The sequence below is a fragment of the Plectonema cf. radiosum LEGE 06105 genome, from assembly GCF_015207665.1.
GTDB classification, from domain to species: Bacteria; Cyanobacteriota; Cyanobacteriia; order Cyanobacteriales; family Nostocaceae; genus Rivularia; species Rivularia radiosa_A.
Genome location: NZ_JADEWL010000006.1, coordinates 85,022 through 109,325 on the forward strand (window position 1 = coordinate 85,022; position 24,304 = coordinate 109,325).

Genomic DNA, 24,304 nt, shown 5'->3' on the forward strand with positions numbered 1-24,304 from the left:
TTGATCGAAATTTTAGTTGTTATTGCGAATGAAGCGAAGCGTAATGAAGCAATCGCAAAGTATAGTTGTTGTGATTGCTTCGCTCCATTTCATTCCGCTCGCAATGACAAATTATATTTTTACACATTTGGGATGCTGCCAACTACTAGGAATTCAAAAAGCCGTTCCATAACAACCAGATGAACAATAATTAAAATGTTAAAATTTGAATTTTTCAAGCTAACGCAGAAATTTAGATACTTGATTTTTGCATATTTTCATTGATTTTTTTTAATGATAAATATCTGATTTTCTCCTTAGAAATGCATCTACTCCGTTTTCGGTGACTTTGATGAAAAAAACAAGCAGACGGAATCGGGGTGTAATCCTCACCCTCAAAGGCTGGGATAAACTTCAATCTGCAAAATTTACAGCCGAGTTAGATGATAACGGTGGAAATAATTTTACCTTAGAAGAACTCAGCGATCGCACTTGCTTAGCTCTCCACACTATCTCGAAAATTTTGGGACGATGCGAAGCAGTAGATCGGAGTTCGTTACAATCTACCTTCGCTACATTTAAGTTAGAACTAGAAAAAAGCGATTACACTCAGCCAAGTCTTGCTACTGAGGAACTAGAAGCTCGAAAAGAAAACCCGCAGTTTGACTGGGGAGAAGCACCCGATATATCTGTATTTTATGGTCGCAGTGAAGAATTATTGCAGCTACGACAATGGGTGTTAGAAGAACGTTGTCGTTTAGTTGGACTGCTGGGAATTGGTGGTATTGGCAAAAGCACTTTAGCAGTGAAGTTGGGGCTACAAATTCAAAGCGAATTTGAGCTAGTGGTTTGGAGAAGCCTGCAAAATGCACCACCAGTAGAGGAGCAATTAACCAACATCCTACAATTTTTACTGTGGGCGCTGCGAAAAGAGATGGTAATCCCCGAAAGTTTTGATGATAAATTATCAAAGCTGATGGAATGTCTGGCAAATCATCGCTGTCTACTTATTTTGGACAACGTTGAGACAATTTTAACTAGTAATGGTCAAACGGGTCAATGTCGCCCTGGATACGAGGGTTACGGTCAATTATTCAAGTATTTTGGCGAAGTACCCCATCAAAGTTGTGTTTTGATTACTTCTAGGGAAAAGCCCAGAGAATTCATACCCTTAGAAGGAGAGAAAACAGGCGTAAAATCTCTGCTATTAAAGGGATTAGACCCTATTGAGGGACAACAGTTATTTGAGCAAAAAGGACAATTTACGGGTACAGAACGAGAATGGCAAGTACTAGTCGAGCATTATGGTGGCAATCCCTTAGCGCTCAAGGTAGTAGCAGCCGGAACCCAAGAGCTTTTCAATGGTAAGATTGCTCCTGTTTTAGAGTATATGGAACAAGGAATACTAATTTTTGAGGACATTGGCGACTTGTTGTCATGTCAGTTCCAGCGTTTGTCACCAGTAGAAGCGGAAGTAATGTATTGGCTGGCAATTAATCGAGAGCCAGTATCCCTTGCCGAGTTAGCTGCTGATTTAGTCACATCTGCTTCTAAACGTCTCGTACCTTCAGCAATTAAATCTCTATTGCAACGCTCATTAATTGAAAAAAGCGGTGAGTATTTCTTTCTACAACCAGTCGTGATGGAATATACGACACAGCGATTGGTTGAACAAGTTTGTCAAGAATTAGGAGAAAAATCTGTTTCTGTACGCTTGTTTCAAAGCCATGCTTTGATTAAGGCAACGGCTAAAGACTACATCCGAGAAACACAAAAACAATTAATTGTGCAACCCTTACTTGAGCAATTGTTGTTAAAGATGGGCAGTCAACAAAAGCTGGTAATTTTGTTGCAGGATGTATTAGAGCAGCAAAGACATCAAGCTGCAATATTAACTGGGTATGCTGCGGGCAATATTCTCAACTTGTTAGTACATTTGCAATTAAATTTACAGGGGTATGACTTCTCAAATTTGACCATTAGGCAAGCAGATTTACAGTGTGTAAATTTAGGTGGAGTTAATTTCCAAAATACTGCTTTTGATCAGTCTGTATTTGCGGAAAATTTAAGTAGTGTGAGGTCAATAGCATTTAGTCCAGATGGCAAATTATTAGCCATAGATAATATTGATGGACACATTTACTTACGTCGCAGGTCGGATTATCAACTTCTTTTAACACTTCCAGGGCATCATAGTTCTATATCTACTGTTACTTTCAGTCCTCATAGCAGTATTTTGGCAAGTAGTAGTAGTGATGATCATACTGTTCAATTGTGGGATGCTCAAACAGGTAACAGCTTAAAAGTGTTACAAGGCCACACCGCACCGATTTGGTCAATAGCTTGGCATCCTGATGGTCAAATTCTAGCGAGTGGTAGTGATGATCAAACTATTCGCTTGTGGGATGTTAACACAGGCAACTGCGTCAGCATATTTCCAGATCACACCCATGCTGTATCGGCAGTTAGCTTTAGTCCAGATGGTTCCACCTTGGCAAGTGGCAGTCTTGACTCCTCCATTCGGTTATGGGAGGTCAGCAACGGTCAGTGTCGTCAAGTGTTACACGGTCACACTGGTTGGATCAGCTCTTTGAGCTTCAGCCTAGATGGTTCCATCTTGGCAAGTGGTAGTCAAGACTCCTCAATTCGGTTGTGGGATCAAAAAACAGGCAAATGCTTAAGGGTTTTAGAGTGTCACACTGGTATAATCTGGTCGATAGCATGGAGTCCTGATGGTCGTAAGATCACAAGTGGGAACGATTCTGAGTTTTCTATTCGATTATGGGATGTACAACTTGGTGGGTGTCTGAAAGTTTTGCAGGGACACACAAGTGCAATTTATTCGGTGGCTTGGAATCGAGATGGTTTAACTCTAGCCAGTGGCAGTCACGACTCTAGTGTACGATTTTGGGATGTCAAGCTCGGTAAATGTTTCAAGGTATTACAGGGGCAATGTAACTCAGTACGCTCAGTAGCTTGGAGTTCAGATGGTTTAACTTTTGCCAGTGGTAGTGATGACTCAAATGTGAGGTTGTGGAATTTTTATAATGGTGAGTTACTTAAGAAGTTTCAAGGGCATCACCGTGGAATAATGGGACTCTCCTATGCACCCACAAGCTCCGTTAACAGTCAAGACTTACAACTCCTGGCAAGTGGCGGTTCAGATGCTACAGTCCGGTTATGGAATATCCAGACAGGTGAAGCTTTAAGAGTGTTGCGTGGTCACACTAATCGAGTCTGGGATGTATCTTGGAGTCCAGATGGTCGCAAGATCGCAAGTGGTAGTCATGACTGTACAGTGAGGTTGTGGGATGTTGCGACAGGTAAAACCTTAAAAGTATTACAAGGTCATGTTAATTGGGTGAGTGCAGTAAGTTATGCACCCAGAGCGGATTTAAGTAATAATGCGGAGGTAATGCTTTTAGCAAGTTGCAGTTTTGACGGTTCAATTCGCTTATGGAATTCCCTGACAGGTACTTGTCTCAAAGTTTTACGTTATGGTGTAAATCATGTATTATTGGCACTCAGTTTCTCCCCAAATAATCGGACTTTGGCAAGTGGCAGTGATGACGGCTGCATTTATTTGTGGGATGTGCCGCAAGGTGAATGCTGCTTAGTATTGCGCGGTCACACCCATCGCGTCTGGTCTGTAGCTTGGAGTTTAGATGGTCAACTTTTAGCAAGTGGCTCTCAAGACGGCACGGTGAGGTTGTGGGATGGAAAACTCAGTACTTGTCTGAAAGTATTACAGGGACATACAAATGAAGTATGGTCTGTAGCCTGGAGTCCACACAATCACACATTATTAAGTAGTAGCCTTGATGAGACGATAAGATTTTGGGATATTAATACAGGAGAGTGTACAAAAATATTGAGAAGTGATCGCCTCTATGAAAGCATGAATATTTCAGGTGTGACTGGGTTAACAGCAGCGCAGCGATCGGCTCTTTTGGCTTTGGGGGCTGTGGAAGGTATTAGTTAAATTTCATATCTAAACCAGTTTTAGGTAAAGAAAAAACTGTACTGGAAATTTGAAAGTTTAATATTGGTTAAATGACAAAACTTTACTACCGAGGAATGGCTGAGAAAGACGGAAAATCGAAAATAGGGCGTAGCGCTCGTTTATTAGGAGTTAGACTCGGTATTGATATCGATGTTGAACAACTTCCTAGAGATTGGTTGGACGAGCAAGGGTATTTGTTAGCAGAACCACAGCGCAATAATTCAGGCAACATTGTTACTGTTGGAATTAGAAACAATAAAGGTATGTCTGTTTCTCTTTCAATAGAAAGTTTACCAGCATTTCGTAGACCTGCTATTTTTGGAGGAACTGGACTCGACCCTTTGTGGCAAATAGAATCTAGTAAAATTACTGGAGAACTTCAAGCGGTTCAAAATAGTCCTACCCATGTCAGTATACTACCAATGACTACAATGTTATTAGAAAAATATGAAGCTGCACTTGCGAATACAAGGGATTATTGGGAAAGAGTTTGATCGGCTAAATTATAATTATTAGGAGGTAGATTATGGCAACTATATTTAGCTTATCAGTTGAATGTGGTGCTGATGAGGCTAGCGCAAAGGAATTTTCCCGACATTTTGATAACATAGAATGGGTTCTTGCTAATGGTCAACGTTCACAATTGATTGTTAATCTTTTCCAGGATATAGAAGAAAATTGGTGGTGTCGAATTGTTCCGAGTGGAATTAGTTCTTTGGGTATTGATACTCCAGAGACAGCGTTTATGATGACAGAGTTAGGTCTCATGCTTTATCAACGTCTAAAATCTGCTCCAAGTTTTCGCTATGCTTTGGTAGGTATAGAAGTAGATGAATTTAGAACTTATAGTGAATTAATTGAAAACCCCTCTGAGCTAAATTTTCCAGGATTAGTTATAGCCGAAAACATTTGGCAGGAGCTTGGCTCATCAAGGATGTTTAGAGCCTTTAGTTTAGGCTATGTTTGGAAAACTTATGAGGGTGAAGTTTATAAACCATTAATAACATCATTAGATTTAAAAAATAAGCTTCATGAATTACTAATTTTGCAATAGTATCAGTAGGAACTTTTGACCCATTCACCTAGGATTTTTATGACATGGTAATATCTTGGTTAATATTAGTCAAGATGAAGTGATAAAGCTTTGGGATGTAGAAACAGGTGAATGGTTTAAAACCCTGAAAGTTGATCGCCTTTATGAAGGGATGAACCTGACGGGGGTGAGTGGGTTAACAACAGCGCAGCGATGTCTACGACGGGCTATGTATGCCTACGGCTCTTTTGGCTTTGGGGGCGGTGGGATGGTGTGGGGTAGGTTTTTAGATGGGGGCGATCGCTTTTTTGAGATAGGTGGTAAGGGGGCGATCATCTACTTTAAATTTATTATCAGAAGTGCGATTGCGCGTAGTTAAAGTGAGATGCGATCGCCTTAAAAATTAAAACATTACTTAATTTTGCAGCTTTTCCCTCTCTTATCATAAGCACATTCAAGTGAGATTAACTGTGCCTTTTCGTCCTTAGCAGTACAGTCAACATATCCATTATTATCAGAATCTTGATTAACACATTCACCTGGTTTTAATTCTGCTTGTTTTGAAAAATTAATCAAATTTTCAGTAGCAGCCTTCTTTATCAAATCAGAATTTTGCCCTCTTGGTAATACTAGTGTAATAGCAACCCCTACTACAACTCCAATAACAATAAGACCTATTAACATTTGATTAACTGTAAATCCATCCTGTTGTTTATTATTGTAAATAATTATAGTCTTCACTAGACTTTGAGTTTTTTTGGGTAACATTATTTATTCTCTAAAATGTCGGTAAAATAGATAAATTTATCACCTTAACTTTTTTACTCTATATATTTTTTTCTAATATTATCTAAATCAGATTTTCCCCTAATTGTAATATCATGATTTGTGAATTCATTAAATTTTATGCTAAAGGTTTTTTTGAAAAAATCTTTAATAGATTCTTGACTATCTTTTGATTCTAGATTAGATAGCAACAACTTTTCAAATGTGAATATTAAAGCTAAACCCACAGCAACTATATATGAAGATGCAACCGTAGCTGATACGGTTTCAAGAGCGAAAAATGCAGTAGGAAGAGGCAATAGTGTTGTAGAGACAGCATCAACTATACTAGTACCTAGTATAGCTAACAGAGTACTTATACTAAATGTAGCAAAATATGTTTTACCATCAAAAATTTTGTTAAAATTATAGACTTGTGCAATTACTTTCAAAAGACTTGTTTGTGAGATTATAACAGCAGCAGGGCTACTTCCAGGAACAGGTATGAAAGCAGAACCAAAACAAGCTCCTGCTACTGCTGATACTATCATCCAAGCTACTTTCCTTTTTTCTTTAATATTTACTGTTTGAGAAATAATAAACGCTTTAGTGTAAATTTCAGGAATCTTTTTAATAGAGATATCAACCAGTTCTTCTAAACCAAATGGCTCACCATGAAGTGGCTCAGATGATATTTTCAAAATATCAAAAGTATTGGTTATTTGTAATTTGTTAATAGCTTCATTAAGTTGTTCAGTTTCTTTTTTTTTCGCAATATCAGACTGACTCAATATGATGATTACAGGAATTCCTAATGAACTAGCTGTTTGAATTACCTTTTCATCAAAACGTTCAATTCTGCCTAAACCAGCATGAATTAAGTACCAAATTAAGTGTATTTTTTCATTATTATCAGGATTGCTTGGAATGCGCTCAGACAAAAATGTTATTGTTTCTTCTAAAAAAACATCAGTTTTGTCTGCTTCAAATCCAGGAGAATCGTATAGAATAACTGGAGTGTTTTCATCTTCTGGATGTGGGTATTTTCTGTAATGTTGCGTTTTAGGTAAACCAGCACCAGTATCGATTTGAATATCATTTAAATTGAAAATGGCTTTAATCAAGCTACTCTTGCCGGCACCACTTCTTCCAAGAATAGCAATGCTAGGAGGTTTTAACTTATCTTGAATTTTTTGAAGTTCTTGTTCAATTTCATTTTTCATAGTAGTTTTAACCTCTTGACTGTAGTTTGGAAATTATGCAAAGTTATTTATGCTAGAAAAGAGCGTTACAATGGTTTGCGAGCGCTACTTTACCTATATTTGAGTAATGCGATTGCGCTTCTCACATCCGTACAAATCAAAACTAAATATACTAAGCCTAGAAAATTAAATTCGCGCTTGCTCAATACCTTGCTCTCCGTTCGGAGTGTAGTAGATTACGCACATCAGAATTTATCTGTAAAGCGCGATGTAGTTGTTAACATATTCCAGTTTGCGTAATTTCCTTTACTGGCACAAGGCAACTTTAGCAAGTTAATTTCAACTTAAGGCTTTTGTAAATATACAAGAGTGATGGCCTATATCAACCCCATCATCAGAAGTGCGATCGCTCATTTGACACACTTCCAAAGAATGCGATCGCTATCCTAAATGTTAAGAAATATCCGGCTAATGCATAGAATTTAGTCGGGGGAGTATGTCAATTCTGAACCAATATATTTTCTTAAGTAAGGTGAAAAAACCTCATAAATTAGTGTTAGAGGCTGTCCTTGATGCCAAAATAGGTAGTGACGACCCCAAAAAGGCCCTGTTTGACCAAAAGCCAACTCTAAAGCCACTGATTTACCGTAGTGAATTCCCTGCACATCTCGATAAAACTCTATGCGTTGATTTGTTAAATTTTCCCAAACTGGTAAATTCTTCTTCTGCAAATACTCATTTATATGATTAGCTGTCCACCATGAAGTAGCATAAGCTAATCGTTGTCCGGAAACTGTACGCAGCCACACCTGCCGCCGAACTCGTGGTCTTGCTAATAATTGGATCTCTTTAGGCGCACCATCTGAGTCTATCCCAATCTCAGACATATCGATTAAGTCAACTTCAGTGCGTTCACCTGTTAGCAGTTGCAGGTGTCGTGTTAAAGAACCATCTCCTAAAAGAAGTAATTGCCAGGTCGGTGCTAATTGAATATGGGGCAAACCTTTTTGAACTATTTCCTTCCCCCCTTGCCAAACCGGGATTAAGCAGTGCCACATTCTATTGCAAACACTTTCTGAAGACATTTGTAAATTTCTAAATATGTTTTAATTCAAAACTTTAAACGGCGTTCATGGTAATCAAACGCCAAACCCGGCAATCATTCCAAACAGTAACACAAAGCCAATCCAAACGTTTTCCTTAAACATTTGACCATAGACAGAATTGGGCAAATCCGGGTCATACAGCCGAATACACTGCCAAATCCAGGCTAGGGTTGCAAAAAATAGAGTAATCCAGAAAATGAGTTGCAACTGCATCAATACAGCCAGCCAACCCAGCAGTAAGACTGTACCTGCAAAGAAAATTGCAACAGCAATCACAACATATTCACCAAAGAACAGGGCGCTGGATTTAACACCAATTTTCCGATCATCCTCACGGTCAGATATGGCATATATAGTGTCAAATCCTAAAGTCCATAGTACAGTTGCGCCCCACAACAGCCAAGAGCAAAATTCTAACTTCTCACTGATTGCAGTCCAGCTAATAAGAACCATTAAACCCCAAGCGATCCCTAGCACTAACTGAGGTACTGGAAACGCCCTTTTTGCTAACGGATATAACACCATTATTGGTATCATTGCCATTGACAACCAGAATGAGAGGGAGTTGAGATAGAGGGCAAGAATTACAATACATCCCAAAGATATGAAGGCAACAACAATTCCGACTTTGGTAGACAGGGCATGAGAAGCTAAGGGTCGTTGACGCGTTCTTTCCACTTGTGCATCTATATCTTGATCCCACAAATCATTAATTACACATCCAGCCGCGCTGATACTCAAAGTCAATAAAATTATGATGCAAGCCAGTGGTATTGGTGGTGTTGCCCGATTTGCCAAAAACATAGCCCAAAGAGCAGGAATTAATAAGATTAAGCGTCCAGATGGTTTATCCCATCTGAGAAGTTTAATAATTGAAAGCCAGCTAAATTCTATTTCTTGAGATTCTTGCGGAGTTAGCATAGTTTATTCAGATTAAAGGATTTTTCTTCAGAACCTTTTGAGATTGACGTTACCTGCTGACAAGCATAAGCAGACTCGCTGGAGGAGCTAACGTGACGAGTAGTGGAGTTGACGCACATAACAATTTTGTAAAGTGCGATGTAGTGATTACGTACTCCAGTTTGCATATTTTCCCTTACTTACACAAGGCAACTTTAGCAAGTTAATTTCAACTTAAGGCTTTCGTAAACAAACAATTGCGATCTTCCAAACTAACCTCATCATCAAAAATGCGTAGGCGTAGCCATTCGTAGATATCGCCTACATCAACCCCATCACCAAAAGTGCGTAGGCGTAGCCCGTCCTAGACATCGCTAAGTTTAAGAATATTTTTTCTTTACTTGTCGGCACACACAGTAATAATATGAGTTAAAGGTGATATTTTTTTATTAAAATATGTGTAAGTAACAATGAAGTGGGAGGTAGAATTTACAAATGAGTTTGAAATGTGGTGGGTTGAGTTAGACGAAAGTACCCAAGTTGCGATTGATGCAGTAGTGCGATTACTTGAGGCGCGGGGAGCAGAGCTTCCTTTTCCCTACAGTTCAAAAATAAACGGCTCACGTCATTCCCACATGAGAGAATTAAGGGTGCAGCACAAAGGAGAACCGTACAGAATACTCTACGCATTTGATCCAAGGAGAATCGCCATCCTTCTTCTGGGCGGAAATAAGGGAGGAGATGATCGCTGGTATGAGGATAATGTGCCAAGAGCGGATAAGTTGTATGACAAACATTTAGAAGAATTAAAAACAGAAGGATTCTTATGAAGACCAAGCCATTTGATGAACTTCGCAAAAAAATGACTCCTGAACAACTCTTAGAAAGTGAGATGCAAGCAAATCTTGCATTACTCAAATTGACACTTTCTGAGCTTCGAGAGTCTCTTGGGCATACACAAAGCGATGTGGCAAATAATATGGGAGTGGTGCAATCGGCGCTTTCAAAAATTGAGCATCAGGATGATATTCAAATATCCACGCTTTCTCGATACATTAAATCTCTGGGTGGCAGTCTGACAATCATCGCGCGTTTTCCCGATCAAGAGGTTGTGATTTCTCAGTTCGATTGATACTCGACTAGCGATCGCTCATTTGACAGATTTGCTATAAGTGCGTAGGCGTAGCCAGTCGTAGACATCGCCCACATCAACCTTAATATACTTCTTTGGTATGAAAATCTAAATAATGTAAGCTTTTCTTTCTTTTTCAGTAAGCCCTAATTATAGTAAGAGCCAGTCCTTTAGTGCTAATGGTCAAAAAACTTGCTAGAGCCATGCCGCAAACTAATGCTAGTTGTTTCAATTTCATTGAACATTTCTGCCGATTTTTAAAATGCTCAAGAACAAGCGTGTTTTGCTAAAAATTGAAGCATTAGTTTTACCACCGCATCTGCTGACTCAATCAACAAACCATGACCAGAGGATTCAATAACGACAAGTTCGGCATTAGGAATACCATTAACAAGTTCCTTAGAGAATGTAACAGGAGTAAGAATGTCTTCTTTACCGACAACAACTAATGTTGGACAAAGAATATTGCTCAGACTGTTACTCGTGTCATTATCAAGAATTGCTCTGGTTTGATGATAAATTCCGTGGGGTGTTGGTAATGGACAATATTCAATGATATTAATAATATCTTCAATGCTTCCATTTGAGTAAAAATTTTCAGTATATATCCAAGGCAGTAATGTTTTTTGATAAATTTTTGCTTCCAAATGAATAGATAAGTTACCAAAGATTTCAATTATTGAATTAAATTTAGCATTCCCTTTTGCCCAAGATGAAAGTAGTATTAAACTTTTGACTTTTTCAGGGTGTACTAAAGTTAATTCTTGAGCAATTTGTCCACCCATTGAATGACCTACTACATGTACTTTAGTAATTCCCAAATAATTTAATAGTGCAGCAGTATCATCAGCCATCTGTTTAATACTATATGGACTATCGGGCACCGAACTTCTTCCTACCCCTCGGTTATCTAAGCGAATCACTTGATAATTATTTACCAGTGCTGGTAAAACTGCTGACCAGTAAGAGTTATCACAATCAAACCCAGCGATTAATATTAAAGGTGTACCCGTTCCTTGGATTTTATAGAATAAATCAATCCCGTTGACGTAAATTTTTGGCATAACTTTTACTTAAAGAAGCTAAATGCTGAGTTAAAGCTTCAATAGTTGGGTAATCGTATATTAAAGCAGCATCAAGTTCTTGTTCTAGCCAATTTTCTAGGTCTCCAGCCAAGCCTACTGTTGCTGAAGAATCCATACCATAGCGATTAAATGGAATTTTAGTATCAATTTCTTCCTGACTAATTTCTAAAATTTCTGCGAGGTAAGAGACTAACCAGGCTTTTATATCAGCTTCTGCTAGCTTAATTAATCCTGTATTTACTTGATTTTTGGTATCGTTAATCATCGAATCTGTAGAGCTAAATTGATATTTTTTTTGTATTTCCATCTTTTTGCTTCTCTGATAGTTCTAAATTTCTAACACTCAATAGTTCAACAAATGTAATTATTTCCAAGCAAGCTTGCTTCTTCATATATTATAATTACTCTGGATGCGAAACAATTTTTTTGGATTCAATCATTTCTGGCTGAGGAAGTTTAATGTCTGTTGCTAAACCCACTAATTGAAGTACTCTAATAACCCAGTAACCCAAGTCAATTTGCCAGATTTTCAACCCAAAATTCGCGCTCATGGGAAAAGCATGGTGGTTATTGTGCCATCCTTCTCCTAATGTAGGGATAGCTAACCAAATATTATTTTGACTTTGTTCAGAGGTGTTAAAAAGCCTTTTGCCATAAGTATGAGCAATTGAATTAATAATATAACCACTATTGAATGTTAAGAAAAGCCTTGCTAGTCCACCCCAAACAAACCCTTGGAATATCCCTACCCAATTCCAAGTTAAAATTCCGCCAATAATTGCTGGAATAAGAAGACCAAGTAGTATCCAAGCAACATACAGCCTATTGATCTGGCAAATAACAGGATCTTTCAATAAATCTTTTGCGAATACTAAGGAATTTGGTAATTCACTGTTAAATAACCAGCCAAGATGAGAATACCACAGTCCATTAAGCTTTTGTAAAATACCCTTACCATGAAGATTAGGCGAATGGGGATCTCCTTGTTTATCACTATATTGATGATGACATCTGTGAATTGATACCCAAGCAATAACAGATCCTTGACCAGCCATACAACCAAGTATAGCAAGTATAACCCTAATTGGAGTTCGAGTTTTGAAGGCTTGGTGCGTAAAATGCCTATGAAAACCTACTGTAATTCCTAGTACACATATAACGTACATGAATAATAGCAAACTTATTTCTAATAAACCAACACTTGAAGTAAATAACTGGTAGATGGCAATTAGGCACCCTGTCAAGGATGCTAGGCTGATAGTCAAAGTAAAACGCCGTTTAGTAGCTTTAATGCGATCATTAGATACAATGGGTTGAAATTTATTATTGAGCAAGGTGTTTGAAATTTGAACATTTTCAAATTGTTGTTCACAATCTAATTGTTTTGACATTGAGTATTCACCAAATTTAAAGTTCCATTTAAAAATTTATTCCGACAAGCATGACGCTGTATCTTTCCACTAGAAGTTTTTGGAATACTTGCAGGTTTTAGTAATAGAACAGCATAAACTTGTAGTTCATGTTCACGTGCTACTGCTTCCCGGATATTACCCTCAATTTCAGTTATGTTGAGCTTCTTGAGATAACTGCGTTCTACTTCATTCGCTATAATCAAGCGCTCTTGACCCTTAAAATCTGCTACAAATGCTGCACCACAACCAAAACTTAGTGCAGGATGGGTTTGCTCTGCGGTAAATTCTATATCTTGGGGATAATAATTACGACCTCGAATAATAATCACATCCTTCAAACGACCTGTAATATACAACTCCCCGTCTTTAATAAATCCCAAGTCTCCTGTTCGTAAAAACGGTCCTTCTCCTGTATCTACCAAATAAGCTTGAAAGATTTCTTTAGTTTCCTGCGGACGGTTCCAGTAACCTTGAGCAACACTAGAACCTGATACTAAAATTTCGCCTATTTGAGCTGGAGCGCAATTTTTTAGTGAGACTGGATCAACAATAAGAATTTTTGTATCTAACCATCCTCTTCCACATCCAACTAATAATCGAGTTTTTTCTACTTCTTTAGATGTAACTACAGCTTGATTATTTTCCAAAGAATCTGCGTTTATTTGGCAATAAATTGGCTCATTGTTAATCAGCCCACCAGAAACTATTAAAGTGGATTCAGCCAGACCATAACAAGGATAAAAGTATTTGGCACAAAAACCATTTGATTGAAATTTAGCTGTAAAATTCTCTAGAGTTTCTTGTTTAATCGGTTCAGAGCCGTTATAAGCACTATGCCATGTACTTAAATCAAGAGTTTGTTGCTGTTCTCGAGTAATTTTGCGAATACAAAGATCATATCCAAAGTTAGGGCTTCCACTATGAGTTGCTTTGTAGTTTGAAATTGCTTGTAGCCATCGTATTGGTTGTTGAAGAAAAGATGTAGGTGGCATCAATATCCCGATATACCCTGTATACAAAGGTTCAAGAATACCGTCAATTAAACCCATATCATGGAAACTCGGTAGCCAAGTCACAGATACACTTTCTGAAGTGAGTTCAAAAGCTTGCTTAATGCACTCCAAATTGTGCAACAAATTGCCATGACTTACCATCACTCCTTTTGGTTTACCTGTGGAACCCGAAGTATATTGAAGAAAACTTAGGGTGTCATTATTTATCACTGGTTGTTGCCATTCTTGTACTAAGTCATTGTTAATGTTATTAGTTGCCAACAAGTCTAGAGTTTGCAAATGTTCAAACTCCTTAAATTTTTGTTGTAGTTTAGACATTAAAAATTGCGTGGTAAGCACTAGAGTCGGCTGTGCATCTACAATAATTGCTTGCAGTCTGGATAAAGATTGATTAAGACGAGGCGGATAAGCAGGAATAGCAACAACCCCAGCATATAAACAAGCAAAAAATGCTTCTATAAAATCTAATCCTGGCGGATAGAGCAGTAAGGCATTTGAACCAGCAGGGCATATTGATTGCAAATTTTGTGCGATCAATTGTGTGCGTTTACTCAATTTTTGATAAGTTATGCTGACTAAATTTTTTTCTCCGTCTTGAAGGAAAATGTATGCTGTTTGCTCAGGCTGGTGAATTGCCCTGTAGCGTAATATGTCAACTAAAGTTAAAAAGTCAGGTTTAAAAATTTTATTTTCCACTTTGAAAATATCCTCTTAGTCATTTGATTCGAGATTAAAAGGGAACTCATAAATTTCCTAATTTTAATACTCAAAAGCTGGCGAGTATGTCCTAATTTAAATGCTCCTATTTGTCATAAAAAGCCCTGAAATCAATACCATGTTTTACTTTATTTGCAGCACTTTTTTTGCCCGTCGAACTCAATATAATCCGTGAAAAATATTTCTATCCTTTGTCTTTGTTTGCTATTGCCACTGCTGCTGCACCTGTAGCAAGTACACCTGTGCCGACTTTTACTACCATTGGTGTACGCTGAAACAGCGTAAACATCATGACTCCAGTCGCACCCAGTATTCCTAGAGCTTGTACAAAAGAATTTCCGTTCATTATGATTAATCTCCAGATTGCTGTAGTTGTTACATATTCCAGCTTGCGTACTTTTCCTTAATTACACAAGGCAACTAAGCCAAGTTAATTTCAACTTAAGGCTTTCGTAAAAAAAACGAGCGCGATCAGCTACGCTGGGCGGAACGCCATCGCCTAAATTAACCTCATCATCAGAAGTGCGTAGAACCCCTGCTTCTTGTCACCAGATATCGCTTGCAAAAATATGCTAATTAGAGAATAGCTTCTATATTAAATGCGCCCAAAACGTGGAAATATTATTTATCAACAATCTTTTCAGAGGACTCGCATTCGGATACGCTCATCTTCAACCACACTGAAATGTCCTACCCAGTCAGAGCGAGATGCTATGGCAGTCACCACTTTTTGAGCAACAACTTTACCAGAAGGTGCTTTAATCCGAAATAAGATAATCCCACAAGTTGCCCTCATATGTGAACGAAAGGCGAGTTCACCAAAATCTTTATCAAAGGTAAGGAGAATGCGCTCGTCACTTTGAGCGCGGTTTAAAACTTCGGTATCAGCAATCCCAGGAGCATCAGTGCGAATCCATGTAACATCATGACCTCCACCACGAAGTGCTTCTATAGCATCTCCTGGGAAATTTTCGTTGGCTAGAAAGCGCATAATTACCCAGGAAAAGCGTAAACTTTTTCAGCTTTAAGGCTGGCACTAGCATAGCCCAAACAAGCTTGAATATCTTCGAGGGTAATACCAGGGTAGTTGCGGAGAATTTCGTCATTTGTCCAGCCTTGAGCAAGAAGGTCAATAATAAACTCAACAGCAAGACGAGTACCTTTAATAATTGGTTTGCCGACAAGGACGTTAGGATCTATAGTAATTCGGGATTGCAAATCCATAAAATTAAGTTTAATGTGTTGTTTTTATTTTATATCTTACTGATTTTTTGATTGGCTGACCCATAACCGTGACGTATTTGTTGCGTATAAAGCAGGTTTCGGCTACATTTGGGCTTAATTTTTGTTTAAATCCCATTATCTAACAAACAGCTAGTGCTTACTTGTTACCACTTATAATGAGGGTACAGATATATCGAATCTCAGAAAATGAAAGTTATAAAGCTTGAAGCAGTTGTCAATGATTCGGGCATTTTACACCTTGATATTCCCACTGAATTGTCGTCTGGGACTGTTGATGTAGTTGTCGTTTTAAATCCAAGTATCCCAGATACTCTTCAGGCAAAAACCTATGATTTTTCTGATTTAGCGGGACGTTTAAGCTGGCAGGGTGATAGTATCACCCAAACAAGGATATTACGGGATGAGTGGTAAACGTTATCTACTGGATACAAATGCCATCGTTTCCTTATTACAAGGTTCCGAGCAGTTGATAAGATTATTGCAAAATGCCGAATGGGTAGGAATTTCCGTCATCAGTCAAATTGAATTTTTAGCATTTTCTGAGTTGAGTGAAAGCGATCGCCAGTTATTTGAGCAATTTCTCAAGCGCGTAGAAGTAATTAACTTAGTAGCCAGTAATAATTTATTAATCGAACAGATTATTCAAATCCGGTTGCAATATCGGGTAAAACTCCCAGATGCGATTATTGCTTCAACTGGGCTTCAAGTTAGAGCAAGCTTAGTAACTAATGATCGTGAATTAACAAAGGTAACAAGTTTAACAATCATTAACTGGTAGTAGCAACTGGTTTAAATATTCAAGCTATTTACTGTCGCCAGACATCGCTTGGAAAAATAAGCTAACTTAAGAACAGCCTTTATATTTAATTCTTCCAAAACTTGGAGGTTTTTCCAATGAAATGGACACTTGAAGAAGCTAAAAAACAGCTAACTTCAATCATTAACGCAACTAGTCAAGAACCTCAACTAATTTATACTCAACAGGAATGAGTGGCTGCTATTGTAAACCCTGAGTTGTTTCAAGAGTTTTTAAGCTGGCGACAACAAACTACGAAAACATCCCTAAGTCAAGCCTTTAAAGAACTTCAACAGTTATGCGCTCAAGAAAATTATAGTTTAGAGATACCAGCACGAAGCGATCGCGACAATCCTTTTACGGAAGACTAGGATGAGTTATCTTTGTGACACAAATATCATCAGTGAATTAACTCGTCCAATGCCAAATTTAGGGGTCATCGCCTGGAGTACTACTGTAACATCTATTAACTTAAGTGTAATTACAATTGAAGAAATTTATTATGGTTTAACAGCTAAACCTAACACCAGAATCCAAAACTGGTTTGAAAACTTTCTAACAACTCACTGTCAAATTTTTCCCCTCACTTCAGAAATTGCCAACTTTAACTATTCGTTTACCAGACGATAAGCATAGTAGATTGAAAGAACTTGCTCAAGCCAAAGGCATCAGTGTCAATAAATTGATTGAAGAACTTTCTACCATAGCTCTAGCAGAATTTGATGCCCATACAAGATTTAAAGCAATGGCTGCAACTGGCAACCCAGAAGAAGGATTAAGAATACTGGATAAACTTGATGCTCTGACAGAATAGAGCTTGTTGGGCGATTATATAAATACTAACCAGTGCGATAGCTTCGCTGCTGCCTTCGGCTAATCGCCACATCAACTCCATGATCAGAAGTGCGATCGCATATTTAACACAGCTGCTTAGAGGAGAAAAGACAAAATTGATTATTTCATCCTAATTATTTGTTGTACATTTTGATTTTTTTTAATAAGAATGGAATTAAGTCACAATTTCAGTTTGCGTACTTTACTTTATTTACACAAGGCTAGTTTGGCAAGTTAATTTCAACTTAAGAAAAAAAGCAAAGTATATCGTCATATCTTATACCTCATCTCAAATATGGAAAAACCCAATTTAAAAAAAATCGGGTTTGTAAATTTCACTATTACATCCTCGTATTCGGACGCATCAACCAAATATTCTCTTCGTTTTTCTCGATTAAATCCTCAACGCTTTCTTGCAAAATCACCGCTTGTTCGTATCTAGCTTGTGCAAAAGATACTGTACCCAAGGTTTGATAATCGCTTTTTGTCACAACACGAGTATGTCCACCGTCTTGAACTCCAGTACCTTGATGGTCTACCATCAAAAAGTCACCGGGTTTAATAGTCGCAAATAATTGATGAATTCTTTTTCTAGCTTCGGTTTGCGTTAAGGAAATAACTGGAACTTCAGCAATTAATTCAAAACGCACCGGGTTAGCTTGTCTAAGAGCGTATTTATCCGTCCATTTATACCACTGGTTAGCGTTAGGATATTCGCCTTTTCCATCGTCGGTATTATCTTTGTAATAGGGGGGTTCGTAACCACCTTTACGCAATACGTTACCGCCGAATAAGTTGCATTTCCAACGATTTATTAAGTAGTTAAACTTGATATCGGTAGGAACGTTATGTTTGGGGTCGTTATTGATCCAAGGTTGGGGAACGCCGTAATATAATGCAATATCTCCGGTACAAAGTGCGATCGCAGCATTAACTATGTCTTGAGGTGTGGCAATGATGCTTCCGGGTACGTTGGTTTTACGAAGCGCTTTATCTAATAGTTTGGCAGTATTTGCGTCAACTTTTCCAGTTACAGGAACCAAGTTATTTTGCTGAAATACAATAACCGCTTTGCTTGTTTCTTCACCATAAATTCCGTCTGCTCCATATTCGGGTAGCATATAACCTAATACTTGGGTGCGACTTGCTAAAGCAATCAAACCACGTTGAATATTGCGAACTGATGGATGATTACGTCCGGAATCTGGTATGATTATTTGCGCGTTGAGTAAAGCGGTATCCTCCGCAAGATTGACTATAGGTTGTGCAACTTTAACGCTACTACCAAATCTGCGTAATAACTTATTTAACCAGCTGCCAACACCAGCTTCTAGAGTATCTGCAAAGTTTGTAGCGATGATTTCCGCTTCTTTTAAGGTTGTTTGTCTGCTCTGAATCTTATTTTCTAAGTTAACTAATTCCGCAGCGGTAAATCGAGCATCTTTAATAAAATTTTTGACGTTAATTGATACAGGCATAGTTAGAGTACTCCGAAAATATGATTACTTGTAGTTTGTTTATAAAAGTTCTGTGTGGTTGTGACTACACGTATCGTTTCATCGATTTCGGAGTTTTTAGGCAAAATTTGTTTTTGATTACCCATACTATTTTCTGTATTCAGTATCTAAACAACTGTAGTCATCGTCAGTAATTTGACAATCGGAGATTTACACAATAGATGAAACTGAAAAATATTACCTACTTACTAAGTAGAGAACAAGTAAAAGCCGACAAAGAATTAATTCGAGAAATTCAAATTCATCTTAAAAGCTTAGGTTTATATCCTGGTGGTAAATTAATAGATGGTGATTACGGCCCGATGACTGAAAATGCTATTAGACAGTTTTGTCAGGCTGTAGAATTACCGTTACTCCGCTTCGATGAAAATTTTGCTCAAAGGTTGTTGATTACCAAGCAATTGCCTTTTATCTTAGAAACAGCGAAGAATCGCGAATGGGTTTTTCGACAATTACTTACTTTAGGTCAAAAAACTCGACTTTCAGATGATGATATTGCAGCATTTCTACATCGAGATATTCAAAATTCAACCTATATTAATGAAATTAAAGAATACGCTCATCGTTTAGCCGTTAAATACGAAACCTTGGCAAATTCAGGGTACAGTAATTATCCACAACGAGGAACAGTTCCCACTATTGAAAATCAAGGATTAGCTTTTCTGAATTCTGAGATTACAGAAGCTTGTGTTTGTCTCGGTAATTTTCAAAATGGACAAATTCAAACACGTTGGTTGGGAAAAAATGCTTTATTCAAACGTCAATTCTGGAGCGCAACCAAAATTATTCCAATTTTGAATGTAGCTTGCGAAGCGAATTCCAAGTTTGCGATGCTCAATATTGAAAGCTGTTATTTTAATCATCAAAATAATCAGTTTTTAGATATTATTTTAGATGTTATTAGTTATCGAAATAAACTAGCCAGTTCCAATTCCGCAGCAGCAATGTTAAAGCTGTTTCAAACACCATTAGGTTTGGAAAAATGGCTGAAGAATATTACGGGGAATCAACAGCTAGATTTTCGTAGTGGATACGGTGAACCACCTTTTATTATTCAATCATCTTTAGTTGATAAATTAACAGGAAAGCAAGTCTTAAATGCTGCTACCACAACATTAGAATCAGATAAAAATTATATTTCAGCTTACGATTTAACTAGATTAATATCTATGCTGGGATGGCATTTACATATTAACCAATCAGCCCGCTTACCAGGAGCGCAATGGCACAGCCTTAAAGGTATAATTCATGCAATGGGATACGATAAAGCTCGCTATGCAGAAGTAGCTTTAGAAACTTTAGGTTTAGAAAAAACTATTAGCGCTCCCGTGATTATTTCTAAACTAGGTTATGGGTATAGCAGCAGTAGAAATACATTTGAAATTACTTATACCGCTTTCATACAGTTTATAGATGAGCGATTAAAATCTAGCAGTCAATTAGGTAAATTAAGAACATTTGCAATGACAATTCGAGGAGTCACAAATCCCGGTAATGGTAAATGGGCTGAACTTGATGCAAGAATGGCTGCTGATGTGACTGAAATTATTCGTAGAGTAGTGACGGAGGAAATTTAATGTCGAAGTTCCCGAATCTGTGACTAATTGAGTAATACCGATCTGAGTAAGCCCTCAAATCTACCTTGAAATAAATTTCAAAGCTAATATGCAAAGTACAATGAAACGCACTAAAAATCTTGCCCAGTCTGATTTATCAGACTTTGTTTTTGAGCCTGGGAATTTATTCCAAGGCGGTTATCGCATGGAGTGCAAGATGCAAGAATACCATCATCGCTTAATCTGTCATGGATGCCGTAATACCATGTCCGCATAAATAACCGTCATTGCGAGCGAAGCGTGTCCGTCAGGACTCAGCAATCCCAATAAGTACTTAGGCAAAATTATTAATTAATTGTACATTTGTCATTGCGAACGATAGCGAAGCAATCTCAGAGTCTTGCGATTGCTTCGCTGTCGCTCGCAATGACACAAATAATTTTGCATACCCACTTATCTACAGAAACACCTCGCGACATTCCCAGCGAGTGAGTTTAAATTCACGATTATTACAACGAGTAGTAACGTGGTAGCAAAATCCTGGTTGAAAATGTCGAGGAGAACGGGAAATATTTATTTTTACCTGTATTAGTAGTCATCTATAATAAATAGAATCCAAATAAATATATTACAGAAAGAATTATTTTAATAATTTATGACTATGACTCAAACCACAACAAAAAGTTTATATTCATTTGAAGAGTACCTTACCTATGATGATGGTACAGATAATCGTTACGAACTTATTGATGGAACACTTGAATTAATGAATCCACCAACTTTTAGACATCTACTAATCTCGGACTTTCTTGCAGACTCTTTCAAAGCACAAATTAAAAAGCTCAAGTTACCTTGGATGTGTTTTCGAGAAGCGGGAATTAGAACTGGATGGAGAAAATCACGATTATCTGATGTTTACGTTGTGACATCGGAACAAGTAATGGAATTCTTAGATGAGTCTGCTGTATGTCAGTCTCCACCTTTACTAGTTGTAGAAGTTGTTAGCCCTGAATCAGTAAAGCGGGATTATCGTTATAAACGTTCTGAATATGCGGCTTTGGAAATACCTGAATATTGGATTGTAGATCCTATTGAATCAAAAGTCACGGTTTTATTGCTCGAAGAAGGTTTATACGAAGATACAGAATTTATTGGTAATCAAACAATCGTTTCTCGGACTTTTTCACAATTAGATTTAACCGTAGAACAAGTGTTAGCAGCAGGGAATGTTCAAAAATCATAAAAAATTACTGAAACTTGAAACTAATTATGGGTATGTCCAAACACTATGAAAGACGTTGCATTGCAACGTCTCTACATTGGTTATTTATGTTTACGCAAAAATATAAATTAGAATTAACCCAAGTGTTTTTCTAACATCGTCGCAATTACTTCTGGATGAATTTTGCGATATTCTTTTTTACCCAATTTCAATATACAATTGGGCGAACTACAACATTTTAAACAGCCAGTATGTTCGATAGCAACTTTGTCATAAAGACCTCTTTCGCGCAAAATCTTTTCTAATTCTGGTAAAATATTGTGACTGCCTCTTTTCCGGCAACCTGGCTTTTGACATACTAAAATTTTGGGTTTAGTTTTAGGAGAAATATTTTGTTTGGGGCAGCTTTCTATTGGTTTTATCCCATAAACTTTTAATTTAGTTTTGCCAGTGGTTAAATTTAACTTAGTAACTCCAAAAACATTAATTTGCTTTCCAGGTGCTAAGAATGAAGCCGCAGATTTTCGTAAAATTTTAGGAAGTTTAATTTGAATTTCACCATTAGGAGTTATTAAATGTAGATGCTTGGCTTTTTCTAATTTGTCTCCTATAAAACCAACAAATTCACCTTTCAAATTAAATTCAGATAAAGTCCGGTAATTATCACCCATTTTGATTTTGGATTTTAGATTTTAGATTTTGGATTATAAATCTTAAAAGTTAGGAGTTAGGAGCTAGGAGTTAGATAGTAGTATTTATTGTTTATTTAGTTAGTTATACAATTATTTCCCTATTCCCTCTTCCCTCTTCCCTATTCCCTATTAACTGTTTACTCTTTTCGCTTCGACGGTTTTAGGCAATTCTTGAGCATCAGGAAAATCAGAAAATTCTAATTCCCAACCGTTTGCTAAAGTCAAAATTTGACCAGATTCCCCCGATGCTTGTTTAACAACTTCTTCTTCTAAATCTTTTTTGGGAACATATACGACTAAAGTACCAGCACCGTTTTTACGTAACATTACTTTCATTATTGTTCAACTCTTTCTATAAGTTCTAATTCTTCTTTTCGACAACCAACTACAATATCTTTGTCCATAAAACGGATGGCATAAATATAAGCTCTTTGTAAATATGTGCCTATACTTATGACATAACCAACTTCTCCGGGATGAATTAAAATTTCTCCTAATTTTTTCCCGGGATAAGTACCGTCGTTTTTAATTGGGTTAAGAATTTTGACTTTATCACTAAGTTCAAAAACTGGTGGTAAATCAAGTTCTAATTCTTCTTCATCTGAGTGCATGGGAATATCTACCCTGTTGTACTAAATCCAATACTTCTTGAGTGGTGAGACTGCGTTTTTTCTCCACCGACGCTTTTCGTACTGCTTCTAAAACAGACTTTGTTTCCTCTGCATTAAGATTAATACCGTTTTCTTCTAACACTTGAGATAATAAGTGTCTCCCTGAATGTTTTCCTACTACTAAGCGTCTTTCCCAACCGACTTCTTCAGGGCTGAATGGTTCATAAGTCATCGGATTTTGCAGTACGCTATGAGCATGGATACCAGATTCATGAGCAAAGGTATTTTCACCGACAATTGCTTTCCAAGGTGGTACATTACAACGAGATGCGGCTGCTACCAATCGAGATAAATCGAGCAATTTTGGAGTATCGATACCTATATCCAAGTTGTAAATGCGTTTCAAAGCCATGACGACTTCTTCTAAAGCTGCATTTCCTGCCCTTTCACCTAAACCATTTACTGTTGTGTTCGCAGTTAAACACCCTGCTTCGATACCAGCAAGAGCGTTAGCTGTCGCTAAACCAAAATCATTATGAGTGTGGATTTCTACGGGAATTGCTAAGGCTTCGACTATTTTCCTTACTCGATGATAAGTCGCAAAAGGATCGAGTACTCCTACCGTATCGCAAAACCGGAACCGAGAAGCACCCAATTCTTGAGCGTATAGAGCCACATCCAACAAGAAATTTTTATCGGCTCTTGAAGCATCTTCTCCACCAACAGCAACCCACAATCCATTATCTAGAGCAAAGTTGATACTGTCTCTAAGTTGTTGTAAAGTGATACGCCATTGTCCCTGGAATTTAGTGCTAATTTGTACCCCTGAAACAGGAATGCAAATATGTACCCGCTTTAATCCACAAGCCATAGAAGCCTGTATATCCGAGATTACAGCCCGATTCCAACCCAAGAGTTTCGCTCGCAAATCCAAGTTAGCAATTGCTTGTATCGCACGAGTTTCTTCTTCACCCATCGCTGGAATACCGACTTCTATTTCATGTACTCCAACATCATCAAGAAACTTCGCGATCGCAACTTTTTCTTGTAAGTTGAAAGCAACACCCGCAGCTTGTTCACCATCGCGCAGTGTTGTGTCATTAATTAAGACAGGTGGTTGATTCATCTCCAAAAGTACCTCTATGGGATTGTTGTTAACACCCATGATGGGGATTATGGCTTTAACTTTGAGTAAATATTAGTAAACACTAATAACAAGGCATGAATCGTTTTTGGTAAATTATCAATTATGAAAGAGTATGATTAACTTTTTCATAACGACCTATTCATCCTTAATTATTCTTACTCAAGAAATAAAATATTTCTGTATGAGAAAGAACTAGATTTTGGTATTAATTAATATTTTTCTTCATCAGGAATATCCGGCATTTCTTTAAGTAGCATATAGCTCATGCAAGTTTTCGCTAATGTCGAAAAAATTAATAGACTAATTCCAGTAATTAAGGTATAAAACATTTTTGATG

29 protein-coding genes are annotated in these 24,304 nt (G+C 37.5%); 13 read left to right on the top strand and 16 right to left on the bottom strand.

Annotation, left to right across the window (positions count from 1 at the left end):
* The first annotated feature begins 331 nt into the window (after nt 1-331).
* From IQ247_RS03160 to IQ247_RS03175, 4 genes are all read left to right on the top strand, one after another.
* Nucleotides 332-3,961 carry a WD40 domain-containing protein gene (locus IQ247_RS03160; RefSeq protein ID WP_228059432.1) on the top strand — a complete coding sequence of 1,210 codons (3,630 nt, stop codon included), beginning with the start codon at nt 332-334 and terminating at the stop codon, nt 3,959-3,961.
* A gap of 71 nt (nt 3,962-4,032) precedes the next feature.
* On the top strand, nt 4,033-4,476 hold the full coding sequence (locus IQ247_RS03165) for a Tse2 family ADP-ribosyltransferase toxin (protein ID WP_193916959.1): 444 nt from the start codon (nt 4,033-4,035) through the stop codon (nt 4,474-4,476).
* A 32-nt stretch (nt 4,477-4,508) separates the two neighbouring features.
* On the top strand, nt 4,509-5,036 hold the full coding sequence (locus IQ247_RS03170; RefSeq protein ID WP_193916961.1) for a hypothetical protein: 528 nt from the start codon (nt 4,509-4,511) through the stop codon (nt 5,034-5,036).
* A 55-nt stretch (nt 5,037-5,091) separates the two neighbouring features.
* Nucleotides 5,092-5,394: a hypothetical protein gene (locus IQ247_RS03175; RefSeq protein WP_193916963.1), complete on the top strand. Its 303-nt coding sequence runs from the start codon at nt 5,092-5,094 to the stop codon at nt 5,392-5,394.
* 32 nt (nt 5,395-5,426) lie between these two features.
* Here IQ247_RS03175 and IQ247_RS03180 read toward each other — a convergent pair whose 3' ends face one another.
* The 4 genes from IQ247_RS03180 to IQ247_RS03195 form a co-directional block, all read right to left on the bottom strand.
* A complete protein-coding gene (locus IQ247_RS03180; RefSeq protein WP_193916965.1) occupies nt 5,427-5,783 on the bottom strand; it encodes a hypothetical protein in 357 nt (118 codons plus the stop codon).
* A 53-nt stretch (nt 5,784-5,836) separates the two neighbouring features.
* On the bottom strand, nt 5,837-7,003 hold the full coding sequence (locus tag IQ247_RS03185) for a GTPase (protein ID WP_193916967.1): 1,167 nt from the start codon (nt 7,001-7,003) through the stop codon (nt 5,837-5,839).
* A 461-nt stretch (nt 7,004-7,464) separates the two neighbouring features.
* Entirely contained in the window at nt 7,465-8,067 is a 603-nt protein-coding gene (locus IQ247_RS03190) for a chorismate lyase (protein ID WP_193916969.1), read from the bottom strand.
* Nucleotides 8,068-8,121: 54 nt separating this feature from the next.
* Nucleotides 8,122-9,009, bottom strand: a complete 888-nt coding sequence (locus IQ247_RS03195) for a 4-hydroxybenzoate solanesyltransferase (protein ID WP_193916971.1) — start codon at nt 9,007-9,009, stop codon at nt 8,122-8,124.
* Nucleotides 9,010-9,458: 449 nt separating this feature from the next.
* Here IQ247_RS03195 and IQ247_RS03200 point away from each other — a divergent pair, with 449 nt between their 5' ends.
* Nucleotides 9,459-9,818: a type II toxin-antitoxin system RelE/ParE family toxin gene (locus IQ247_RS03200; RefSeq protein ID WP_193916973.1), complete on the top strand. Its 360-nt coding sequence runs from the start codon at nt 9,459-9,461 to the stop codon at nt 9,816-9,818.
* Complete coding sequence (locus tag IQ247_RS03205) at nt 9,815-10,120, top strand: helix-turn-helix domain-containing protein (RefSeq protein WP_193916975.1); 306 nt, start codon at nt 9,815-9,817, stop codon at nt 10,118-10,120. The genes IQ247_RS03200 and IQ247_RS03205 overlap by 4 nt, the downstream gene beginning before the upstream one ends.
* A 266-nt stretch (nt 10,121-10,386) precedes the next feature.
* On the opposite strand, the gene IQ247_RS03210 is transcribed toward IQ247_RS03205, so the two are convergent.
* The 7 genes from IQ247_RS03210 to IQ247_RS03240 form a co-directional block, all read right to left on the bottom strand.
* Nucleotides 10,387-11,184 carry an alpha/beta fold hydrolase gene (locus IQ247_RS03210; RefSeq protein WP_193916977.1) on the bottom strand — a complete coding sequence of 266 codons (798 nt, stop codon included), beginning with the start codon at nt 11,182-11,184 and terminating at the stop codon, nt 10,387-10,389.
* On the bottom strand, nt 11,156-11,512 hold the full coding sequence (locus IQ247_RS03215; RefSeq protein ID WP_228059433.1) for an acyl carrier protein: 357 nt from the start codon (nt 11,510-11,512) through the stop codon (nt 11,156-11,158). The genes IQ247_RS03210 and IQ247_RS03215 overlap by 29 nt, the downstream gene beginning before the upstream one ends.
* A 94-nt stretch (nt 11,513-11,606) precedes the next feature.
* Nucleotides 11,607-12,596: an acyl-CoA desaturase gene (locus IQ247_RS03220; RefSeq protein WP_193916979.1), complete on the bottom strand. Its 990-nt coding sequence runs from the start codon at nt 12,594-12,596 to the stop codon at nt 11,607-11,609.
* Nucleotides 12,581-14,326 (bottom strand): fatty acyl-AMP ligase, encoded by a 1,746-nt coding sequence (locus IQ247_RS03225; protein WP_193916981.1) that lies wholly within the window; start codon nt 14,324-14,326, stop codon nt 12,581-12,583. The genes IQ247_RS03220 and IQ247_RS03225 overlap by 16 nt, the downstream gene beginning before the upstream one ends.
* 205 nt (nt 14,327-14,531) lie before the next feature.
* Nucleotides 14,532-14,693, bottom strand: coding sequence for a hypothetical protein (locus IQ247_RS03230; protein ID WP_193916983.1), 162 nt, complete (start codon nt 14,691-14,693; stop codon nt 14,532-14,534).
* Nucleotides 14,694-14,987: 294 nt separating this feature from the next.
* Complete coding sequence (locus tag IQ247_RS03235) at nt 14,988-15,338, bottom strand: DUF5615 family PIN-like protein (protein WP_193916985.1); 351 nt, start codon at nt 15,336-15,338, stop codon at nt 14,988-14,990.
* A gap of 2 nt (nt 15,339-15,340) precedes the next feature.
* Nucleotides 15,341-15,571: a DUF433 domain-containing protein gene (locus IQ247_RS03240; RefSeq protein WP_193916987.1), complete on the bottom strand. Its 231-nt coding sequence runs from the start codon at nt 15,569-15,571 to the stop codon at nt 15,341-15,343.
* Nucleotides 15,572-15,778: 207 nt separating this feature from the next.
* On the opposite strand from IQ247_RS03240, the gene IQ247_RS03245 reads away from it, so the two are divergent.
* From IQ247_RS03245 to IQ247_RS03260, 4 genes are all read left to right on the top strand, one after another.
* Nucleotides 15,779-16,003, top strand: a complete 225-nt coding sequence (locus tag IQ247_RS03245) for a hypothetical protein (RefSeq protein ID WP_193916989.1) — start codon at nt 15,779-15,781, stop codon at nt 16,001-16,003.
* The gene (locus IQ247_RS03250; RefSeq protein ID WP_193916991.1) at nt 15,993-16,370 is read left to right on the top strand and encodes a type II toxin-antitoxin system VapC family toxin; all 378 of its coding nucleotides are present in this window, start codon (nt 15,993-15,995) and stop codon (nt 16,368-16,370) included. Before IQ247_RS03245 ends, IQ247_RS03250 begins: the two co-directional genes overlap by 11 nt.
* Before the next feature lie 212 nt (nt 16,371-16,582).
* Nucleotides 16,583-16,759, top strand: coding sequence for a hypothetical protein (locus tag IQ247_RS32305; RefSeq protein WP_228059434.1), 177 nt, complete (start codon nt 16,583-16,585; stop codon nt 16,757-16,759).
* Nucleotides 16,760-16,983: 224 nt separating this feature from the next.
* Nucleotides 16,984-17,202 (top strand): toxin-antitoxin system HicB family antitoxin, encoded by a 219-nt coding sequence (locus tag IQ247_RS03260; protein WP_193916993.1) that lies wholly within the window; start codon nt 16,984-16,986, stop codon nt 17,200-17,202.
* A gap of 361 nt (nt 17,203-17,563) precedes the next feature.
* Here the strand turns inward: IQ247_RS03260 and IQ247_RS03265 are convergent, their stop codons facing one another.
* A complete protein-coding gene (locus IQ247_RS03265) occupies nt 17,564-18,700 on the bottom strand; it encodes a peptidoglycan-binding domain-containing protein (protein ID WP_193916996.1) in 1,137 nt (378 codons plus the stop codon).
* A gap of 200 nt (nt 18,701-18,900) precedes the next feature.
* Here IQ247_RS03265 and IQ247_RS03270 point away from each other — a divergent pair, with 200 nt between their 5' ends.
* The 3 genes from IQ247_RS03270 to IQ247_RS03280 all read left to right on the top strand — a co-directional run bounded on the left by IQ247_RS03270 (nt 18,901) and on the right by IQ247_RS03280 (nt 21,538).
* Nucleotides 18,901-20,316, top strand: a complete 1,416-nt coding sequence (locus IQ247_RS03270; protein ID WP_193916998.1) for a peptidoglycan-binding domain-containing protein — start codon at nt 18,901-18,903, stop codon at nt 20,314-20,316.
* A gap of 88 nt (nt 20,317-20,404) precedes the next feature.
* On the top strand, nt 20,405-20,572 hold the full coding sequence (locus tag IQ247_RS03275) for a hypothetical protein (protein WP_193917000.1): 168 nt from the start codon (nt 20,405-20,407) through the stop codon (nt 20,570-20,572).
* 384 nt (nt 20,573-20,956) lie between these two features.
* Nucleotides 20,957-21,538 (top strand): Uma2 family endonuclease, encoded by a 582-nt coding sequence (locus IQ247_RS03280; protein WP_193917002.1) that lies wholly within the window; start codon nt 20,957-20,959, stop codon nt 21,536-21,538.
* Nucleotides 21,539-21,651: 113 nt separating this feature from the next.
* Here the strand turns inward: IQ247_RS03280 and IQ247_RS03285 are convergent, their stop codons facing one another.
* The 4 genes from IQ247_RS03285 to nifV form a co-directional block, all read right to left on the bottom strand.
* Nucleotides 21,652-22,188, bottom strand: a complete 537-nt coding sequence (locus tag IQ247_RS03285; protein WP_193917004.1) for a (2Fe-2S) ferredoxin domain-containing protein — start codon at nt 22,186-22,188, stop codon at nt 21,652-21,654.
* A gap of 150 nt (nt 22,189-22,338) precedes the next feature.
* The gene (gene nifT / locus IQ247_RS03290) at nt 22,339-22,545 is read right to left on the bottom strand and encodes a putative nitrogen fixation protein NifT (RefSeq protein ID WP_193917006.1); all 207 of its coding nucleotides are present in this window, start codon (nt 22,543-22,545) and stop codon (nt 22,339-22,341) included.
* The gene (locus IQ247_RS03295) at nt 22,545-22,820 is read right to left on the bottom strand and encodes a nitrogen fixation protein NifZ (protein ID WP_193917008.1); all 276 of its coding nucleotides are present in this window, start codon (nt 22,818-22,820) and stop codon (nt 22,545-22,547) included. Before IQ247_RS03295 ends, nifT begins: the two co-directional genes overlap by 1 nt.
* Nucleotides 22,807-23,946: a homocitrate synthase gene (gene nifV, locus IQ247_RS03300; protein WP_193917033.1), complete on the bottom strand. Its 1,140-nt coding sequence runs from the start codon at nt 23,944-23,946 to the stop codon at nt 22,807-22,809. Before nifV ends, IQ247_RS03295 begins: the two co-directional genes overlap by 14 nt.
* Nucleotides 23,947-24,304 lie beyond the last annotated feature (358 nt).

Bases quoted from the DNA above. Each gene is read 5' to 3' on its own strand.
- IQ247_RS03160 (WP_228059432.1), top strand. From the start codon at position 332: ATGAAAAAAACAAGCAGACGGAATCGGGGTGTAATCCTCACCCTCAAA.
- IQ247_RS03165 (WP_193916959.1), top strand. From the start codon at position 4,033: ATGACAAAACTTTACTACCGAGGAATGGCTGAGAAAGACGGAAAATCG.
- IQ247_RS03170 (WP_193916961.1), top strand. From the start codon at position 4,509: ATGGCAACTATATTTAGCTTATCAGTTGAATGTGGTGCTGATGAGGCT.
- IQ247_RS03180 (WP_193916965.1), bottom strand. From the start codon at position 5,783: ATGTTACCCAAAAAAACTCAAAGTCTAGTGAAGACTATAATTATTTAC.
- IQ247_RS03185 (WP_193916967.1), bottom strand. From the start codon at position 7,003: ATGAAAAATGAAATTGAACAAGAACTTCAAAAAATTCAAGATAAGTTA.
- IQ247_RS03190 (WP_193916969.1), bottom strand. From the start codon at position 8,067: ATGTCTTCAGAAAGTGTTTGCAATAGAATGTGGCACTGCTTAATCCCG.
- IQ247_RS03195 (WP_193916971.1), bottom strand. From the start codon at position 9,009: ATGCTAACTCCGCAAGAATCTCAAGAAATAGAATTTAGCTGGCTTTCA.
- IQ247_RS03200 (WP_193916973.1), top strand. From the start codon at position 9,459: ATGAAGTGGGAGGTAGAATTTACAAATGAGTTTGAAATGTGGTGGGTT.
- IQ247_RS03205 (WP_193916975.1), top strand. From the start codon at position 9,815: ATGAAGACCAAGCCATTTGATGAACTTCGCAAAAAAATGACTCCTGAA.
- IQ247_RS03210 (WP_193916977.1), bottom strand. From the start codon at position 11,184: ATGCCAAAAATTTACGTCAACGGGATTGATTTATTCTATAAAATCCAA.
- IQ247_RS03215 (WP_228059433.1), bottom strand. From the start codon at position 11,512: ATGGAAATACAAAAAAAATATCAATTTAGCTCTACAGATTCGATGATT.
- IQ247_RS03220 (WP_193916979.1), bottom strand. From the start codon at position 12,596: ATGTCAAAACAATTAGATTGTGAACAACAATTTGAAAATGTTCAAATT.
- IQ247_RS03230 (WP_193916983.1), bottom strand. From the start codon at position 14,693: ATGAACGGAAATTCTTTTGTACAAGCTCTAGGAATACTGGGTGCGACT.
- IQ247_RS03235 (WP_193916985.1), bottom strand. From the start codon at position 15,338: ATGCGCTTTCTAGCCAACGAAAATTTCCCAGGAGATGCTATAGAAGCA.
- IQ247_RS03240 (WP_193916987.1), bottom strand. From the start codon at position 15,571: ATGGATTTGCAATCCCGAATTACTATAGATCCTAACGTCCTTGTCGGC.
- IQ247_RS03245 (WP_193916989.1), top strand. From the start codon at position 15,779: ATGAAAGTTATAAAGCTTGAAGCAGTTGTCAATGATTCGGGCATTTTA.
- IQ247_RS03250 (WP_193916991.1), top strand. From the start codon at position 15,993: ATGAGTGGTAAACGTTATCTACTGGATACAAATGCCATCGTTTCCTTA.
- IQ247_RS03265 (WP_193916996.1), bottom strand. From the start codon at position 18,700: ATGCCTGTATCAATTAACGTCAAAAATTTTATTAAAGATGCTCGATTT.
- IQ247_RS03270 (WP_193916998.1), top strand. From the start codon at position 18,901: ATGAAACTGAAAAATATTACCTACTTACTAAGTAGAGAACAAGTAAAA.
- IQ247_RS03275 (WP_193917000.1), top strand. From the start codon at position 20,405: ATGCAAAGTACAATGAAACGCACTAAAAATCTTGCCCAGTCTGATTTA.
- IQ247_RS03280 (WP_193917002.1), top strand. From the start codon at position 20,957: ATGACTCAAACCACAACAAAAAGTTTATATTCATTTGAAGAGTACCTT.
- IQ247_RS03285 (WP_193917004.1), bottom strand. From the start codon at position 22,188: ATGGGTGATAATTACCGGACTTTATCTGAATTTAATTTGAAAGGTGAA.
- nifT (WP_193917006.1), bottom strand. From the start codon at position 22,545: ATGAAAGTAATGTTACGTAAAAACGGTGCTGGTACTTTAGTCGTATAT.
- IQ247_RS03295 (WP_193917008.1), bottom strand. From the start codon at position 22,820: ATGCACTCAGATGAAGAAGAATTAGAACTTGATTTACCACCAGTTTTT.
- nifV (WP_193917033.1), bottom strand. From the start codon at position 23,946: ATGAATCAACCACCTGTCTTAATTAATGACACAACACTGCGCGATGGT.